Annotated in this window: 10 protein-coding genes and 1 pseudogene; 1 reads left to right on the forward strand and 10 read right to left on the reverse strand. The window is 41.2% G+C overall.

Annotation, left to right across the window (positions count from 1 at the left end; translation table 11 throughout):
• Window positions 1-60 precede the first annotated feature (60 nt).
• The 10 genes and pseudogenes from QZ738_RS09335 to surE form a co-directional block, all read right to left on the reverse strand.
• Complete coding sequence (locus tag QZ738_RS09335; RefSeq protein WP_293786851.1) at window positions 61-621, reverse strand: discoidin domain-containing protein; 561 nt, start codon at window positions 619-621, stop codon at window positions 61-63.
• A 767-nt stretch (window positions 622-1,388) separates the two neighbouring features.
• Window positions 1,389-2,264 (reverse strand): ROK family protein, encoded by an 876-nt coding sequence (locus QZ738_RS09340; RefSeq protein WP_293786853.1) that lies wholly within the window; start codon window positions 2,262-2,264, stop codon window positions 1,389-1,391.
• Between the two features lie 68 nt (window positions 2,265-2,332).
• A complete protein-coding gene (locus tag QZ738_RS09345; protein WP_293786855.1) occupies window positions 2,333-4,600 on the reverse strand; it encodes a GH92 family glycosyl hydrolase in 2,268 nt (755 codons plus the stop codon).
• Between the two features lie 583 nt (window positions 4,601-5,183).
• A pseudogene (locus QZ738_RS09350) lies at window positions 5,184-6,711 on the reverse strand (IS1182 family transposase).
• 71 nt (window positions 6,712-6,782) lie between these two features.
• Entirely contained in the window at window positions 6,783-8,426 is a 1,644-nt protein-coding gene (locus QZ738_RS09355) for a RagB/SusD family nutrient uptake outer membrane protein (protein WP_293786856.1), read from the reverse strand.
• A 10-nt stretch (window positions 8,427-8,436) separates the two neighbouring features.
• Window positions 8,437-11,487 (reverse strand): SusC/RagA family TonB-linked outer membrane protein, encoded by a 3,051-nt coding sequence (locus QZ738_RS09360; RefSeq protein WP_293786857.1) that lies wholly within the window; start codon window positions 11,485-11,487, stop codon window positions 8,437-8,439.
• 343 nt (window positions 11,488-11,830) lie between these two features.
• Window positions 11,831-12,835 carry a LacI family DNA-binding transcriptional regulator gene (locus QZ738_RS09365; RefSeq protein WP_293786859.1) on the reverse strand — a complete coding sequence of 335 codons (1,005 nt, stop codon included), beginning with the start codon at window positions 12,833-12,835 and terminating at the stop codon, window positions 11,831-11,833.
• A gap of 217 nt (window positions 12,836-13,052) precedes the next feature.
• Entirely contained in the window at window positions 13,053-14,156 is a 1,104-nt protein-coding gene (gene lpxB / locus QZ738_RS09370) for a lipid-A-disaccharide synthase (protein ID WP_293786953.1), read from the reverse strand.
• Between the two features lie 180 nt (window positions 14,157-14,336).
• Window positions 14,337-14,606 (reverse strand): stationary phase survival protein SurE, encoded by a 270-nt coding sequence (locus QZ738_RS09375; RefSeq protein WP_293786861.1) that lies wholly within the window; start codon window positions 14,604-14,606, stop codon window positions 14,337-14,339.
• Between the two features lie 8 nt (window positions 14,607-14,614).
• Window positions 14,615-15,454 carry a 5'/3'-nucleotidase SurE gene (gene surE / locus QZ738_RS09380; RefSeq protein WP_293786863.1) on the reverse strand — a complete coding sequence of 280 codons (840 nt, stop codon included), beginning with the start codon at window positions 15,452-15,454 and terminating at the stop codon, window positions 14,615-14,617.
• A gap of 223 nt (window positions 15,455-15,677) precedes the next feature.
• Between surE and QZ738_RS09385 the strand changes: the two genes are divergently transcribed.
• Window positions 15,678-18,611, forward strand: a complete 2,934-nt coding sequence (locus QZ738_RS09385; RefSeq protein WP_293786865.1) for an insulinase family protein — start codon at window positions 15,678-15,680, stop codon at window positions 18,609-18,611.
• Window positions 18,612-19,056 lie beyond the last annotated feature (445 nt).

Below are 19,056 nucleotides of genomic sequence, written 5' to 3' on the forward strand. Positions count from 1 at the left end.
ACAGATTACTGTTATTTGGTCTATTAATCAGTTTGAAATAAATTTTATTGCCTACAGAAATTACTGTTGCTCTTCAGGCACCTCAATCACACGCCATTCAGACAACTGGAACAAAGAACCACTTCCAATTGCCGTGATATTAAGTCTGTAAAATTTAAATAGAACCTTGTTTTTAAAGTTGTAGGTCTTGGTGGAATTGCGACCCGAAAATGTTTCTCCTGTTCTCACATCAAGATCTACCCAGTTATTACCATCGGTAGAGGCGCTCAATTTCCAGTCTTTTGGATCCCTGCCCGGTGCATCATTTCCCGATGTTAATGTATAAGATGCAATCTGTTGGGGGGCTGCAAAGGCCAGCTGCATATAAAAGTTGTTCTGATAAGGGTTGATCAGGAATTTAGAGTTAATGTCGTTATCAATAACCTTGGCAGACCCTTCTGAGCCGGCCGAGCCGCCGGAGCTCTCGATGTTTACTGAAAGTGTGGCCTTGGCGGTCACATCTACCTTTGCTTTCCAGGTAAAAAGATCCACTGCCGGGTACTCTTCTTTACCACATCCAAGAATTAAAGCTAAAGCAAAGCAGAGCCCAACAGCTTTCCTGGTCATTTTTAAAAGATTCATAATAGTTTGATTATAGTTTGTTGGTTATTAAAATGTGCAAGATTTACCCGATTGATCAATGAACGATCAGGGATTTATTCGTTTTTAGGAAAGGCAAATGATTAACTGTTCAGCAATTTTTTAAGTGCAGCAAAATACGCCCTATAAATTAACAGGTGTTCATTTATAAATGGCAGATTTCGACCATACGATTTTAGGTTGCTTTAAGCATTAGCCGTCTGCTATCACGAATAAATACTAGTAGCGCCTGTAGCGATGAGTCGGTTTAGTAAGTTTTTGAGTCATGATGAGTTAGTAGTTTGGTTGGTTGGTTAAGCGGTTGAATGTGATGTATCAGATGTAAAATTTATCTCATTTGAATTCTCCTTTATTTTAATGAATGATTAGTTACTTTTTGGTTTTACTAAAACGTTTTAGTATTTGTATATAAAAAAAAGCCTCAATCCAATCGATCAACACTTTCCTCTTTTTTAGTTTTCGCTAAGCAAAAATGCTTAAATGGCTCATTGCTAAAACGTTTTATTAAGCAATGATAAGCATATTATTAATAAATTAAAAATTATTTATTTTTTTCCGGAAAAATTTATTTGGAAAGGTTGCATCATTGAGATAACAGGAGATTGCCGTCATAACAAATATCCTATTGAGATACGGATTTCTTTAAAAACAGGAATAAGGGGAAATTGGATTAAACTACAGAATTAGCATTAAAATGTTAATCCTGCAGTTTATCAAAAATAAATATCAGACAGAATAACTATCCAACATTAGGTTAAGCTTAAATCGCAGCAGCTTGCAGCGCCGATTAAAGCTGCATGTTCTTTTAGTTCCGAAATTTTAATCTCCGCATCTATCCCATTGCCTTTAAGTGTTGCAGTCAATTCAGGGGCAAATGCGCTAAAAGATTGTGCAATATTACCTCCAACAATTACGGTATTTATTTTATATTGTTTCACCACAGGAATTAAGAACTGGGCCAGGTTATAGCCGAATTCCATAAAAACCATCGTCGCAAAATGGTTGCTTTCAACCATTCCCACCAATTCTTTCACCCCTTCCACGTCCTCACCGCTCAATTGCTTAAAACGTTTTACGAACCAGCGCGTAGATAGATAATCTTCAGCAATTCCATCCAAAAAAGGAGAGTTCCATAAATCTGCATCGTAAGCCTTATCATTTAAACAAAGTGAAGATCCGAGCCCTGTCCCCAGGGTTAATCCCAACACGTTCACATTTCCTTTGGCAGCCCCGGCAAAAACTTCCCCTTGTAAAAAGCCGGCTGCATCGTTTATAAAATGGATATTTTCTATGTCAATCTCCAATCGTTTTGCAAGTTCCTCTTTCACATTCACCTGATAAAGCGATTTAAACTTATCCTGATCTTTGATCAAGGAAATTCCATCTTTATAATTAAAGGGTCCAGGCATGGCTATACCCACATTCCTGCTGCCATTTTTAATATCCTGAAAAGCTTTATTAATAATATCGCACCAGGCCGATAAAATCACTTCCTTATCCTCCTGTGAGTTCACAGGGCTACGCTTGATAGAGTTCTCCATTAAGGTTCTGCTTTCCAAATCTACCAATGCGGCTGTAATGTGCGAGCCGCCAATATCTACACCTAATGCAACAGGCTTTTCCATTCTTTATATATTTCTGTTCTCTTTCCTTTATTAATTTGACTAATTCGGCAAAAGTAGTCATTCATTGTCTATTTACTAACCGAAAACGGTTTGTCTTCTTCTGATAAGCCCCTATTTAACGAAGGTTTAACATTCATATCCAATTTTAACACACCGCCTTTTAATAAATCACTATGATTTAAGTAATTTTTGGTATAATTTTCACCATTTAAGCTTGCCGACCTGATATAAACATGATTTGCATCATTTGCCGGTGCTGAAATAACAAACTTTTTGCCATTTTCCAGGCTGATGGTTGTTTTCTTAAATACCGGACTCCCTAAAACATATTCACCAGATCCAGGGGTTACGCTATAAAATCCTAAAGCGCTCAATACATACCATGAAGAGGTTTGTCCCTGGTCTTCATCTCCAGGATAACCATTTTCTGTAGCATCATATAGTTTACGCATTACCTCCCGGGCATGAAATTGCGCTTTCCAGGGCTGGTTGGCGTAATTGTACAAATAAACCATGTGCTGTATGGGTTGATTGCCATGTGCATATTGGCCCATTTTGGCCATCACCATTTCAGTCATTTCGTGGATCATCCCACCATAAGAGCCTACATTTACGGTATTGGGCTGGCTAAAAACCGAATCCAGCTTCGAAACAAAGTTCTTATTCCCATCCATCAGGTTAATTAAACCTTTGGTATCGTGAAAAACAGACCATTGCCAATGCCAGGCATTGCCTTCGGTAAACGGGCCTCCCCATTCTGTTGGATCGAAATTTGGCGACCATTTTCCCTCCGCATTTTTTCCCCGCATAAAACGTGTACCCGGATCGTAAACATTTTTATAATTGAACATGGGTTTCTCAAAAACTTCCATATAATGTTTATCGCCAATCATTTTAGCTAAGGCATAAGCACAATAATCATCGTAAGCATATTCCAATGTTTTTGCGGTAGCTTCTCTGTATTTAGGATAAGGAACATAACCCAATTGGTTGTATTCGGTTACCCCATCCCTGCCATTTGCTGGCCCCCATGGCCCCTTGTTCATGGCTTCATGGTAATAGGCATCCAAAGCCTTTTTCGGATCAAATGTTCTGATCCCTTTTGCCCAGGCATCGGCCAACAGCGAAATGGCATGGTTACCGATCATACTTCCGGCTTCACTTGGAAAAGACCAGGAGGGCAACCAACCGCATTGTTCATAGGCATCGAGCATGGCCTGCATATAACGACCGTGCATTTCTGGTTGTACGAGCGTATTTAGCGGAAATTGTGCACGGAAGGTATCCCAAAAACCCGTATCGGTAAACATGTAGCCATTGTGCACTTTACCATCATACGGACTAAAATAATAAGGTTTGCCGGCTTCGTTAATTTCGTAAAATTTCCTGGAGAATAAACTTGCCCTGAAAAAGCAGGAGTAAAAAGTCTCCATATCTGCCTGAGATCCGCCTTCCACTTCTATCTTACCCAGCGATTTATTCCAAACTGCAGCTGCGTTGGCTTTTGTATCTTCCAAAGTTTTATCGTTGCCCAATTCTCTTTTTAAATTGAGTTCAGCCTGTTTTAAACTGATGTAAGAAGAAGCTGTTTTCACCTGAACCTTTGCTCCCGGTTCAAACTGTACAAAGGCACCCTTACCTAAGCCTTCTGCTGAAATGGAATCTTTTGAAATGGTATTGCGTTTGTTTTCCCAGGTACCATATGCTTTAATCGGTTGATCAAATTGAACCACAAAATAACTTTTCCAGCCTTTTTTAAAGCCTTCACCATTGTTTACCCAACCGGTTATCTTGTTTTCTTTTGGCAAAATCTGAACGCCGCTGAGTCTGGTATAGCCGTCTAAAATCAAAAAGCTTCTTTTGCTTTTTGGGTAACTGAACCTGAGGTGTGCACCTCGCTCCGACGGTGAAATTTCGGTGGTAATATCGTTTTCGAATCTTACTTTGTAATAGTTTGGTTTGGCAATCTCATCCTGGTGGCTAAATCTGGCTTCCCGCTGATCTTCGTTCACCACCAGTTCATCAACCATGGGCATTAAAGAGAATACCGCATAGTCTCTTGTCCACGAGCTGCATTGGTGCGCCTGCTGAAAGCCTCTGATTTTATCTTTAAAATATTGGTATTTCCAGCCATCGCCGTTTTTGCCGGTTTGGGGTGTCCAGGTATGCATGCCAAATGGCAGCGCTGTTGTTGGGTAGGTATTGCCCCGGGTAAGTTCATGTTTAGAATTGGTACCCTGCAGGGTGTTTACGTATTGCACCCAATTTTTTTGCTGCGCCGGTGAACCTTTGGCGGCCAGGCAGCATAGAACGGATACGATTAATTTAAGTTTCATTGTGTGTTTGTTTTTTTTGCCTAAGCAATTAACCTTTATCCGGCTTATCCTTTCTCAGCCCTATTCATCATAATAATTTTCGAAAGAGATTGATACAAGCATAACGCTTGATTAATGGATAAACAAGTGCCTGTATTTTTTTGACTTTTTACCATTCAACTAAAAATAACAAGGCTTAACTAAAGGAAAATTTTCTCATAACTAATATTTGGTTTTGATATATATAAATCGTTTTACCTTATACCGTTGATCAATGCCAAACTTCTAAGGAAGAAAAACCGTTAAATTATCGCTAGTTTAATGGATGATGTTTGTTTGGTGACGGACGTAAAGTAAATCGTTTTACCAATCCAATATTAGTAAAAAAATAGACAGCTTTTACTTTTTAATTATGTAACATATGGATTACATAAGTTTCTTTGAAATTGGGCAAAAAAAAGAGGCCGTCTCATAAGTAAATTATGAGGCGGTTTTTTATTTCCATCATTTTGGTTAACCTATCAGTAGCGGTGTACTGTGTCAGCCTACTTTGATTCTTTTTGATGTTCCCAAGGGCGTGTTGCGAGGTAAAAAGCCCTTTTCCTCAGGCTTTCCACTTTCTGAGGTTATGGGCGATTGACAATAAGCCTATTTCGACCTCGGTTTTGGAGAGTCCTTTCAGCAGAAAGCGCCTGAAGCCATGATTGTGCTTCAGTTGGGCAAACACCGGTTCTACATCAGCGGGCCGTCGTTTCCGGTATTTGATTCCTTGTTCGGTATTTAATCTTTCCTTTGCTGCCTGCTTGTGTTTTCTCAGACCATGATTGATTTCAACGATCCTGTTGCCTGCTGCTTTATGACATACACCCCGCATTGGGCAACCCTCACAGTTCAGCGCCTGGTAACGGCTGATCATCTGGACAAAGCCCGATGAGGTGACCCGCTGACCCTCACCGATATGTTTCATTCGCTGCCCCATTGGACACACCAGGTAGTCCTCCGCCTGGTTATAATGCAGGCTATCGTTACTGAACGCCTTGAGGCCATCTTTTTGTTCCTTGTCGAACGTATTGTATTTGATATAGGCTTCGATACCTTTTTCTTCCAGTATGCCATAGTTCTCATCCGAACCATAACCTGCATCAGCTACTACGGCTTTTGGCTTTTCGTTATAAAGGGCCTCATACCCCTCAAGGTGTGATTGCAGGGTTTGGTAATCTGTTGAGGTCTGGTGAAGTGAATAGTTGAGTATGAACTGCTGCTGGGTACTGATCTGCAGGTTGTAGGCCGCTTTGAGCTGTCCGTTCAACATATGGTCTTCCTTCATCCGCATGAATGTGGCATCTGGGTCGGTCTTGGACATGCTGTTGCGGCCTGCCAACAACTTTTCCTGCTCCTCATACTTCTTTAGGTTCTCCGGCCAGTGCTTCTTTGCGTAGTTCAGCTTTTGCTTTACTTTCTTTTCTACCTCTTGTTTATCATCTAAGGCTGCATTGATCCTGGCTATAGTTTCCTTTACTTTCTCCGGATTTACTTCTTCAAAAGTTACGGGGGCTGTATCCTTCAGTTCCTCGGCGGCAATGCTTTGCGCATAACCCCATAGTTCATCAAGCTGGGCCTTCATCTTCTCTTTATTCGCTTTGATGCTTTTGCCCCATACAAAGGTGTACCTGTTTGCCGCTGACTCGATCTTGGTCCCGTCAGTGAACACGGCCTCCTTCAATGATACAATACCTTCCTGCTGTAACAACAGTACGATCTGTGAGAAAATCTGCTTAAGGACACCTGACAATTTCTCGCTCCGGAAGCGATTGATCGTGTTATGATCGGGCTTTTTCATACCTAATAGCCACATGAAATGCACATTCTGTGCCGCCTGATCTTCCAGCTTACGGGAGGAATAAGTATTGGTCAGATAACCGTAAACCAGCAACTTCAGCATCAGCCGCGGATGGAAGCTTGATGCTCCCGCCACCTTTATACTTGCGGTTGATCGGTTTGACATCTACCTGGTCAACCACCTGCTTAACGATACGTACAGGATGACCTGCCGGCACCAATTCCTCCAGTTTGTACGGTAAGAACGTCAACTGGTCAGGATCATATTCCTTAAAGACTACTTTGCCTCCCATACCTCTAAGATACCAAAAATCACCCTAAATAAAAAGAGGCTGCCTCACTTTTGAGACAGCCTCTTTAATCTTTACTGATAACCTGGATTTTGTTTCAGGTTGGTATTAAGGGTTAACTGCCTTAATGGAATTGGATAAAGTGTTTTAGTAGCAGTTGATGGCGTGTGATCCCACCAGCTGGCTGTTGCAAATTTTCCGAAGCGGATCAGATCATCTCTTCTCATGCCTTCAAAAATAAATTCTCTTCCTCTTTCAGCCAAAAGCTCATCTAAAGTTAAACTTGTGGTGGTATAAGCACGGGTAGCAAAATTTGCTTCTGTAAACGCCCGTTTTTTACAATCGTTTATTAACTGAACGGCTTCTGCTGTTGCTACTCCTCCATTTTTACGCATAATGGCTTCTGCTTTGGCAAAATATATCATGGTTAAACGGTAAATATTCCAGTCGCCATTGTTATAGTTTACATCCACTGCAGGCACTCCACCTGGTCCTGGGAACTGGTTACCTAACTTATATTTGTTAAAACGTACACCAGAATTTTCTTCACCTTCACTCATATTGCTCACGGTAGAACCTGTTTTGTTTTTTCTGATATTATCAACAAACACCAATTGTGATCCATTGTACTCTTCAGATGCCAGAACCGGTTTGGTTGGGTCAACAAACTGAAACATCGGTCCTTCTAAAAGCCATTCCCTTTTTCTCAGGTCTGCATCTTCGTAAGTAGTAAAAACACCAGGAACCACTACAATTCCGTCGTTACCGTTTCTACCGCCACCATAAATCTGCTGTTGTTTAAAGTGATAGAACTCTGATGGCCATGAGGGTTGGAAATTGGCGATTGAATAATTATAGGCAATAGAAAAAATGGCCTCTTTAGATAAATCGTTGGTTGTTTTAAACTGATCGGTAATGTTAGGATCAAGTGCCATTACACCATTTTGTGCGCCTGCTTCACCAGAGATTATTTTATTTGCTGCAGCGATACAATCATCCCAACGTGGGGTACCTGTCCATACTTCAGCATTTAAATAAAGTTCTACCAACATGGCGTAGCCCGCAGCCTGGCTGATCCTGCCCACCATTGCACGCGAAAGCTTTGGTGCTTTATCAATATTGGTCTTGATCTCCGATTCAATAAAGTTAAATACCTCTTTTCTAGGCATGGTCTCAGGTCTTTCAGGAACCCCCACTTTGGTTACCACAGGGATATTACCAAACAGATCCATTAATTTAAGATAATGGAAGGCCCGTAAAAGTTTTAATTCCGCAATATAGGCATCTTTCTCTGCCTGCGTAATTCCCATCTGCCCGATATCCCTTTTTTCAATATTCTCGATAGGATCATTACATAATCCCATACCCCAGTTCATTAATACCCAGGCCTGGTTAAGTCCACCTTCATCTACAGTCCAGGTATGATAGTGTAACCTTTTCCATTTACCACCGTCTTCACCATGGCGACCTTTGGTAGGCCAGGCCAGTTGATCTCCTGACAACTCGGCTAAACGCCACCAGCCATCCTGACCGGATGGGGTAACCCATGCATTGGCATGCGTATAAGGTCTTAATACAGCTGATAATACTTCCGTTTTGTTATTATAAAAATTGTCAGTTAATAACTGATCGTATGCGTTTTCATCAAGCTTGGTACAAGCACTTGTAATGCTTAATACGCCGGCAAGCACACCATATATGATTGATTTATTTTTCATTTTTAATTTGTTAGAATCCAACATTTAATCCGATTACAAATGATCTGGTACTTGGGTACGGACCTCTGGTATCGATACCTAAACTTTTACCATCAATTTCATTACCGATACCATTATCCTGTACAAAGTCAGGGTCGTTTCCGGTATAGCCGGTAATGGTTCCAAGATTTTGGCCGGTTGCGTAAAGGCGCAGATTGCGGATATATTTATTCTTGAATTTAAAATTGTAGCCTAAGGTAACCTCATCCAGTTTCACAAAACTGCCGCTTTCCAGGTAGTAATCAGAAAACATATAGGTATCGTTAATGTCTTTATATTTATCAAATGTGCTGCTCAATAAATTACCAGACCATGTTCTGTTTGCATAGGTTAATGCAGTTGTGTTTAATACATCAAAATCGAATTTACCTCTTAAAAAGATACGCAAGTCGAAATTTTTATAGGTAAAGCTGTTCGTCCACGAAGCATAGTATTTAGGAACGGCATTACCGATAACGGCTAAATCTGACTGATTCAAATCGTTACGTGAAGTATTGATCTGACCATTTAAAACTTTTTCTCCGTTTCGGTTATAAAACAACCATTTGCCTTCCGGGGTAAAACCAGCAAACCTTTTACCAAAAAACTCGCCGATTTTGCCACCTTCAAACAGGGTAAAGGCATCGCCCAAATCTCCTGCACCTCCAATGCCGCCCCGGGTGATGAATTTAACTTTAAATACATCATTCGAGTAGCTGTCTAAACGGTTGCTTAAGGTACTGGCCGTAGCATCCATGTTCCAGCTAAAATTGTCGTTTTTAATCACCAGGTAACTTAAGCCTAACTCGATACCTTTAGAAGAGATCTGGCCCACGTTGGTTTGCAGGTTATCTCGTACATATGGTGGTTGAGGCGTGGTATAGCTATCCAAAAGATCTTTTGTTGTTCTTTTAAATACATCAATCGAACCGGTTAAGCGGCTGTTAAGCAAAGTAAAATCCAAACCGATGTTAGCCTCTTGTTTACGTTCCCATCTTAAATTCGGATTTGGGTTCCGGTCAGGGCCATAAGTTTCGTAGTAATTACCATCAGGGTACAGGTATTTACCGCCGCCGCCAAGGGTAACACGTGATACGTTATTGGAAGTAGGTGCATTACCCGTAACCCCATAACCAGCTCTTAATTTTAAGTAATTTACAAAAGGAATGTTCTTCATGAAACCTTCCTCGGTAATGTTCCATCCGGCAGAAACCGCAGGGAAGTTACCCCATTTGTTATTTGCCCCAAACCTTGATGAGCCCTCTCTCCTTAGAATAAACTGGACCAGGTACTTGTTATCAAAAGCATAGTTAACCCTACCAAAGAATGCAATCAAAGTATTGTCGTTTTTGCCACTCGACATGGTTGCCTTACCAACCCCTAATGCAGCTCCTTGAGAGATATTATCCTCATGAAAAAGATCGTTGATGAAGCCACGGTTAGACATGTCTGCTCTTTCTTCCATATAATAACGGTAGCTATAACCTGCTAATGCCGTAATGTTATGCTTTTGTGCAAATGTATTGGTATAATTTAAGGTAGGTTCAACCGCATAAGCTTGCGAAAGGAAATTACCTCTGTAAGCATAACCACCACCAGGGAAATCCGTATTTTCTACTGAGTTTTCACTGGCCTTTAAACGGTACTGGCCGTCCAGATACGAATTCCTCACCACCGAACCAAAAATAGAGGCCTTTAAACCTTTAACAATATCCAAATCGGCCTTTACATCACCAGATGTGGTTTGTTGTTTTCTGTAACTTGTTTCCTGAAATAAACGGGCATATTCGTTGGTACTGGTTAAATCAAAGCGATAAGAACCATCAGGATTAAAGTTAGAAAGTGTAGGATTTTTAGCCGATTCACTTTCCCAACCGCCACCGCCCAACAAGTTGGCCTTGTTAAAATTGGTAACCAGGTTCATCTGGATGTTTAAACGGTCATCTAATCCCCTTTGGTTTACATTTAACCTTAAGGTATATTCTTCTCTGCCATTCTGTTTAGCAATACCTTCCAGGTTACGGTAGTTTAAACTGGCTCTATAGTTTGTTTTTTCCGTTCCGCCACTAAAAGAAAGGTTATGGTTTTGAGAAAGGTTATCGTGATTGATCAGATCATTATAAAAATCGGTTGAACTGCCAAAATCCTGTTGTTTGATCTCCCCTGAAGCTATTTTTTGGCGATACTCATCAGCAGTTAAATAATCAGGCCGTTTTTGAATATACTCTTTTCTTAAATAACTGGAATATTCGAATACGCCTGGTCCTGCCTTTCCTTTTTTGGTGGTAATCAAAATTACACCTGCATTGGCACTGGTACCATATATAGCTGCACCCGAACCATCTTTTAATACATCAATCGAAGCAATATCGTCTTGCTGTAATAAATCGGGGTTACCGCCAGGTATACCATCAATTACAAACAGTGGACTCCGGCTTCCGGTTACAGTTACCGATCCCCTTAATTGCACAGACACTCCACTATTGGGGTTACTACCGCCTGGTCTGGTCAAGTTTAAACCCGCAATTTTACCTTGTATAAGGTCTAAAGGATTTCTGGAACCACTTTGTCTGAAATCTTCAATACCGGCATGGCCTACTGCAGAGGTCGTTTCTTTAATGCCCTGTGTACCATAACCAACGGCAACAACCGTTACTTCTTTTAAGTTTGTATTTTTTGCAACTGCTAGTTTTACATTAATTACTGACGATTGGCCAACCGTGATATCCTGCGTATCGTAACCAATGTAAGAAATGCGGAGCACTTGCCCTTCACTGGCTTCAATAGAAAATTTTCCGTTACCATCGGTAACGGTGGTTTTACCAGTGGCCTGGTTTTTTATGCCTGCACCTGGTACCGGCAAGCCGCTGTCATCCACTACCGTACCGGTAACATTTTTTTGCAGCAGAATTCCCGCACTTCGCATATGCTCATTCAAGAAACCCCGTGTGCCTTCCCACTCCGAATTCATTGAAAATGCAGGACTGTTCAGCAATACAATTGCAGCCGACAGCCCCGTAATTTTAAGTAAATTAATTTTCATCAACGGTTTTGTTAAATTATTATAAATGATTAGTTATTTTTTCCTGGTAATGCTTATCTGTAGTTAAAATGACCGGGCGAAACAATTGCCAGACATTTTAAGGTATTATACGATTTTAAGGTTTTGGATCTGGTGACGACATAAACGAATGAAACAAGCAATTCTACTTTGTAGCTTCGGTAAAGCCGGTTAACATTTTGTAAGGAGTTGCTGTAATTTTCATGAAAAATTGAATTGGTTAGCCTAAAACGATTTAGCGAATCAATAATAGTGATTATAAATCAAATAAAACGATTTAGTGTGTAAAAAAAGTATTACAGCTTGACCGGGGGGAGTTTTTCAATTAGTCTCTAAGCACCAAACGGGTAGGGATAATCAGCTCTTCAGCAGGTAATTTCCCTTTTGAAGATAGGCGGTTTAAAATGAGTTTGATGATGGCTTCGGCTATTTCCTCTAAAGGTTGCTGAATGGCCGAAATGCGTGGGGTATGCAATTCGAATGCTTCATGATCATCGTAGGCAATAATGGCAAAATCATCGCCTATTTTTTTATCGATCTGTTTCAGCGCTTTCAAACCACTAATAGCCAGATAATTGGTTACAAACAAAACGGCATCCACCTTTTTGTGTGCTAACAATGATTTAATCTGGGCAATGGTTTCATTTTCTTCCTGGTTAAAATGGATTTTTAACACCAGGCTGTCGTCGTATACAATTCCATTATCTTCCAGCGCTTTTTTATAGCCATCGTGGCGTTCGGTAATCTGCGCTACATTAATATCGGTTGTAACCAGCGCAATGTTCTTTTTGCCCTGGTCAATAAAACTCTGTATGGATTGGTAAGAGGCATTAAAATGATCGGCGCCCACATAACTGGTTTTAACATCCGGCAAATTCCTGTCGAAGAAGATCACCGGGTTGCCATCATCCAGCAGCATCTGAACATCTTCTTCTATGCCTTTTATCGGAGAAATGATATAGGCATCAACCTTTCGCGATTTGAACAGGTTGATCAGTTCCTTTGCCTTATCTATATTATTTTCGGTGCTGGAATAAATAATTTTATAACCTCTTTTATAGGCTTTATCTTCAATTAACCTGGCAATCCTCGAAAAAAAGGAATTGGAAATATCCTCGATAATTAAACCAATAATGTTAGAATTACCTGTTCTTAAACTTCTGGCAATCTGGTTAGGCTTATAACCACTTTCTTCTATAATTTTCTTTACCTTCTCAATTACCGCCTCACTGATGGATTTCTCTTTGGCTTTACCATTGATGATAAATGAAACGGTGGTAATGGATACGTTTGCTTTTACGGCTATATCTTTGATAGAAAGCGATTTCATTTGGTTTGGATTTCTGTAAGTTAATCAATTCAAAGCTAAATAAAAAATACAGCTTTTAAATTTTTGCCATTTATAAAAGTGCAATTTAACATTTTTTGCATTAATCGTTACACAAACGTTTATTAAATGATGTTAAAGCTCCAGAGGCTGGAACAGTATAAGGCATTTAAGCGCACTCATAAATATTCCCGGCTGTTTGGTTGCCTTAATTCAGGGTTTATGTTAGATAGCTGACAATCAAACGGGCAGTTTTTGCCGAGGCACCCGGTTTCCCCATCAGTAAAAGCAGCTCTTCATAATGTTTCAACATCAGCTCCCTGCCCACTCCATCAGTAATCATGTTAAGTTCTTCGTTTACCTTTTGTGTATTGCAATCTTCCTGGATCAGTTCAGTAACGATTTTTTTATCAACGATGAGGTTAACCAATGAGATGAACTTAATTTTTACCAATAGCCGGGCAATGGCAATAGAAATGGTTCCGCCTTTGTAAACCACTACCTGCGGCACTTTAAATAGCGCCGTTTCCAGCGTAGCGGTGCCCGAGGCTACAATTGCAGCATGGGCATGGTGCAATAAATTATAGGTATTGTTAAAAAGCAGTTTTACTTTTTTATCTCCGATAAACTGTTGGTAATAGGCTTCGGTAAAATTTGGGGCAGCGGCAACGGCAACTGTATAATCAGGATAATTTTCTGTAACGCTTAGCATTACCGGCAACAAACGCTCTATTTCCTGCCTGCGGCTGCCCGGCAACAGGGCAATCATTTTTTCATCACCCAGCTGATGGTTTGCCCGGAATTCCGGATCTGGTATAAACTGCGCAATTTCATCTAACAAGGGGTTGCCCACATAATCTACCTCCATGCCCCATTCTTTATAAAAATCTACTTCAAATGGCAGGATACAGAACATATGGTCTACCACCTTTTTTATTTTTAGTACCCGTTTCTGGTTCCAGGCCCAAACCTTTGGCGAGATATAATAACACACTTTTATGCCATTGGCCTTTGCAAATTCGGCTATTTTTAAGTTAAAGCCCGGAAAATCGATCAAAATCAACACATCAGGCTGCCATTTTACCATATCTTCCTTACAGGCCTTCAGGTTTTTAAAAATAGTGCGTAAATTTAAAACCACTTCGGTAAATCCCATAAAGGCCATATCGGCATAGTGTTTAACCAGCTCCCCGCCTTCGGCCTTCATTTTATCGCCCCCAAAATACCTGAACACCGCCTGGCCATCCTCGGCTTTCAAGGCTTTCATCAAATTGGCGCCATGTAAATCGCCAGAGGCTTCGCCGGCTACGAGGTAGTACTTCATCATTATATTTTTATAAATCGTTATTGCGAGGAGGCATCCCGACCGTTCGGGGAAGCCTGCCTGCAGCAGGCAGGCAATCTTTTATGCTATTGTTTAGCTGTTGGCCTATCTTGTCTTAGAAGATTGCTTCACCCCGCCCCACAATGCTTAACTTCGGTTCGTAATGACGACCGTTTCTTTCTAAAAAACTTTATAGGCAAAAAACACAAAAGCACACAAAAATGTGGCTGCCAAAATGCCCCTGCCAATATTTTCTTTATTGTATTTAAAAAAAGTTTGCATGGTATAGGCGTTTACGGCAATACCGCCAATGTACAACAGATCGGCTTTTGCCAGCGAGGCCACCTGGTGGATGATGTACCAGGCAATAGAACAGCAGATTGCCGGTACCAGCAAACCAATGCCCAAACCCAACCATACCGAATTATTTAATTTCCTTAGTTGCTCCATTATCGCAGTTAACCTAAATTCAGGCCATCGGGTGCGCTTACCTTGCCGCCGGCAGCTTTGGCATCACTACCGCCTATAAAATCCCAGCTGTTTAACGTCTGTATGGCATGGTGCGCCGTTAAATCAAACTGCACCGGCACAATCGACACATAACCATGGTCCAATGCCCAAACATCGGTATCTTCTCCTTTGTCAAAATTTTCAAAAACACCGGTCAGCCAATAGTATGGGCGTTTGTAGGGGTCGGTCCGCTCATCAAATTCTTCCATCCATTTGGCATTGGCCTGGCGGCATACCTTAACGCCTTTCAGGTCTGCTCCTTTTGGAAAATTCACATTCAGCAGGGTACCTGCCGGCAAACCGTTGGCCAAAACCTGCTCACAGATATTTTTAATGTATTTTTTGGTATGGCTAAAATCGGCATCGGCCGCAAAATCATCCAGCGAAAAGCCAATGGACGGAATTTTTTCTATCGCCCCCTCAACCGCTGCCGACATGGTGCCGGAGTACAGTACATTAATAGAATTGTTTAAACCATGGTTAATGCCCGAAACGCATAAATCGGGCTTTTTGCCTTTAAAAATCTTGTTTACGGCAATTTTAACACAATCAACCGGGGTACCGCTGCACTTGTACATCTCTGCCCCATCGTAAAGGTCTACCCTATCAAAACGGATCGGTTTGCCTATGGTAATGGCATGCCCCATCCCGCTCTGCGGGCTATCGGGTGCAACCACCACCACATTGCCCAGCTGCTGCATTACTTCCATCAGGTTTTTTATCCCTGTTGCGGTAATACCGTCGTCATTTACCACCAAAATAGTTGGTTTTGTGCCCTGTTTTGTCATGGCGGTAAAAATACAGATTATAATTCCAACGCACAATAAACCAGCATTTATATGCTAAAACCTTTTATTCCTGGCTTTTTAGTTTAGAAATCAAAATTATTTCTTTCCCTGCCATAAAGCCTTTATATTTGAGCAAATAACTTATTAAAAATGAATGCTGTATTTCAGCCAGGCCCTAAAACCGCTAAGTACCGGTTCATTATCATAAACCAAAAACAATCCAATGAAATTTAAATTATTTACTCTGGCTTGTTTTCTCATTACGGGTGCTGCAGCCATGGCGCAAACCACCTACCAATGGAAAACAGGTACATCTGGCGGTTACACTTACAAATATGTAACCAACGATCCGACCAAAACACGTTTTTATACTTTAAAAAACGGTTTATCGGTTATCTTATCACAAAACAACAAAGAGCCTAATATTACCTACAAAATGGCCGTAAGGGCGGGCAGCAATACCGATCCGCGTACCAACACCGGCCTGGCGCACTACCTGGAGCACCTGCTGTTTAAAGGAACCGATAAGTTCGGCACCATGAATTATGCCAAAGAGAAACCGCTTTTAGATAAGATCGAAGCCCTTTACGAAACCTATACCAAAACCACCGATCCGGCCAAACGTAAAGAAATTTACAAAGAGATCGATAAAACATCGGGCGAGGCTTCCAATTATTCTATCGCCAATGAATACGATAAAATGATGAAATCAATCGGCAGTAACTCTACCAATGCCCATACCTCGGTAGAAGAAACCGTTTATGAAGAAGACCTTCCATCAAACGCTATTGATAAATTTCTGGCCGTACAGGCAGAACGTTTCCGCGCACCGGTTTTCCGTATCTTCCACACCGAGTTAGAAGCCGTTTACGAAGAAAAAAATATCGGTATGGATAACGATGGCCGTAAAATGTATGAGAAAATGCTCTACGCCCTGTTCCCAACCCATAATTACGGGCAACAGACTACCATTGGTACCATTGAGCATTTAAAAAACCCTTCTTTGGTTGAAATCAGAAAATATTACAACAAATATTATGTGCCCAATAACATGGCCTTAATTATGAGCGGTGATATCAATTACGATCAGCTGATCAAAAAAATCGACAAAGATTTTGCTTACATGGTTCCTAAACCCCTTGCCCTGTACAACCCTGCGCCCGAGAAACCTTTAACACAGGTGCAAAAGGTTGATATTTATGGCCCAAGTGCCGAAAACCTTTACATTGCCTACAGGGGCTTTGCCCAAAATACCCGCCAGAGTTTATTGCTGGATCTGATCGGCAGCATCCTTTCTAACGGCAAAGCCGGGTTAATGGATATCAACATCAACAAACAGCAAAAAATGTTGCGTGCGGGTGCGGGTTACAACTCCATGAAAGATTATGGTATGTTCATTTTAACAGGCTCGCCAAAAGCGGGGCAAAGTTTGGAAGATGCCCAAAAGTTATTGTTAGAGCAGGTAGAACTGCTTAAAAAAGGTGAGTTTGACGAAAGCCTGATCAAAGCTACCGTAGCCAACATTAAACTGGCGGAGTTACAGGGTTTTGATAATAACGATGTGCGTGCCAACGCCACCATGAATGCCTTTATCTTAAACCGTGGCACCGAGTGGGATAAAATGCTCGCCTCAACCGATGATATGGGCAAAGTAACCAAAAAAGAAATTGTTGATTTTGCCAACAAGTTTTTCATCAACAATTATGTGGTGCTGTTTAAACACAAAGGCGAAGATAAAAGCATCATCAAGGTAGAAAAACCGGCCATTACCGCGGTAAAAACCAATACCAACGAGGTTTCGCCCTTTACCAAAAACATTATCGATGCCCCTGTAAAACCCATTGCCCCTAAGTTTTTGGATTATACCAAAGACCTTAATTTTGGCAAGGCCGGCATTGCCGATGTAATTGCCATCCAAAACACCGAAAATGGTATTTTCCGCATGGGTTACCGTTTTGATATGGGCTCGTACAACTACAAACTGTTGCCTTATGCTGCGCAATACCTGTCGTTTTTAAGTACCGATAAATATTCGGCTGAAGAGATCAGCAAGGCCTTTTATAACCTGGCCTGCAGCTATAACATCAATGTAGGTAATGATGTAACTACGGTTTCGCTAAGTGGTTTACAGGAAAATTTCGATAAAGCAGTGGCTTTAGTGGAAGATGTACTGGCCCATTGCAAACCAAACGAAAAAGCTTTGGAAGATTTAAAAGGCCGCCTGTTAAAATCGAGAGAGAATGCCAAATTAAATAAATCTTCCATCCTGGGTGGTTTAATGAGTTATGCGCAATACGGTGCCGATAATCCTTTCAATTACGGCTTAACGAATGATGAGATCAAAAACATGAAATCAGCAGATCTGATTTATATTTTGCATAACCTTACCAATTACAAACACACCATTACCTATTATGGCCCTAAAACCCTGGCGGCATTTTCTGCCGATATTGTAAAGGCCCACCCATTGGCAAAAGAATTTACCGATGCCGCCCCGATCAAAAAATTCACCTATACCAAAACCGATTCGAACAAAGTTTACTTTGCCGATTACGATATGGTACAGGCCGAGATCCGTTGGGTGCGCAACAGCGGTTTGTACGATCCTGCCAATGCAGCTAAAATAGCCTTGTTCAACAATTATTTTGGCGGCGGTATGGGTTCGGTTGTATTCCAAACCATCCGCGAATCTAAAGCCCTGGCTTATGCTACCTTCGCCGTATATTCATCGCCAAACAGTAAAGATAAAGAGAACACCATTGTGGCTTATGTAGGTACACAGGCTGATAAAATGAACGAGGCCGTGGCCGGTATGAACGATCTGTTAACCACTTTACCAGAGTCTGATAAATCGTTCGCCCTATCAAAAGCCAATTCTTTAAACGGTATAGAAACCAGCCGCATCACCAAAGATGACATCATTTATACCTACCTGGCCGATAAAAAATTAGGTTTCGATCACGATTCGCGCATTGATGAGTATGCCAACCTTAAACCGCTTACCTTTGCCGATATCAAATCGTTCCACCAGAGCAACCTTTCGGGCAAACCTTACAACTATTGCGTTGTGGCTTCCGAAAAGAAAATCAACATGGCCGATTTAGCCAAATTTGGCCCGGTAACCAGATTAACGCTGGAACAGATTTTTGGATACTAGGAAGGTTGAAGGTAAAAAGGTGGAGGGTTGAAGGTAAAGACCCAAAGCTGATAGACCAAAGCCTGAAAGGCTAAAGCTGAAAGAGTAAAGCTCAAAGGCTAAAGCTTAATAATTAAAGCGGTTCCCGGGACCGCTTTTTTGTTGGGTTTTATTTTGAAGGAAGGTTTGTTGTAATCATTATGCGTACCCCGATTTACTGTGTTAATCAATCTTAATGGCGAGATAAAGTGCTGGCCAATTTAATTGCCGTAAGCAAATGCACACGCCAAAGCGCTAAATTGAGCGCCTGCCAACCGTAGTGGGCAAGGCAAACAGCAGGTACAGGCAAGCAGCCTGCTTTGGGGCAACATGACCACAAGCACACTAAATGTTAACCCTAAAAAAACCTATTGTTTACCTTTTAGGTAAGCAATAGGTAACCAAAAGGTAAAGAACAGGTAACCAA

Origin of the sequence: uncultured Pedobacter sp., assembly GCF_913776295.1 — a bacterium.
Taxonomy (GTDB): Bacteria; Bacteroidota; Bacteroidia; order Sphingobacteriales; family Sphingobacteriaceae; genus Pedobacter.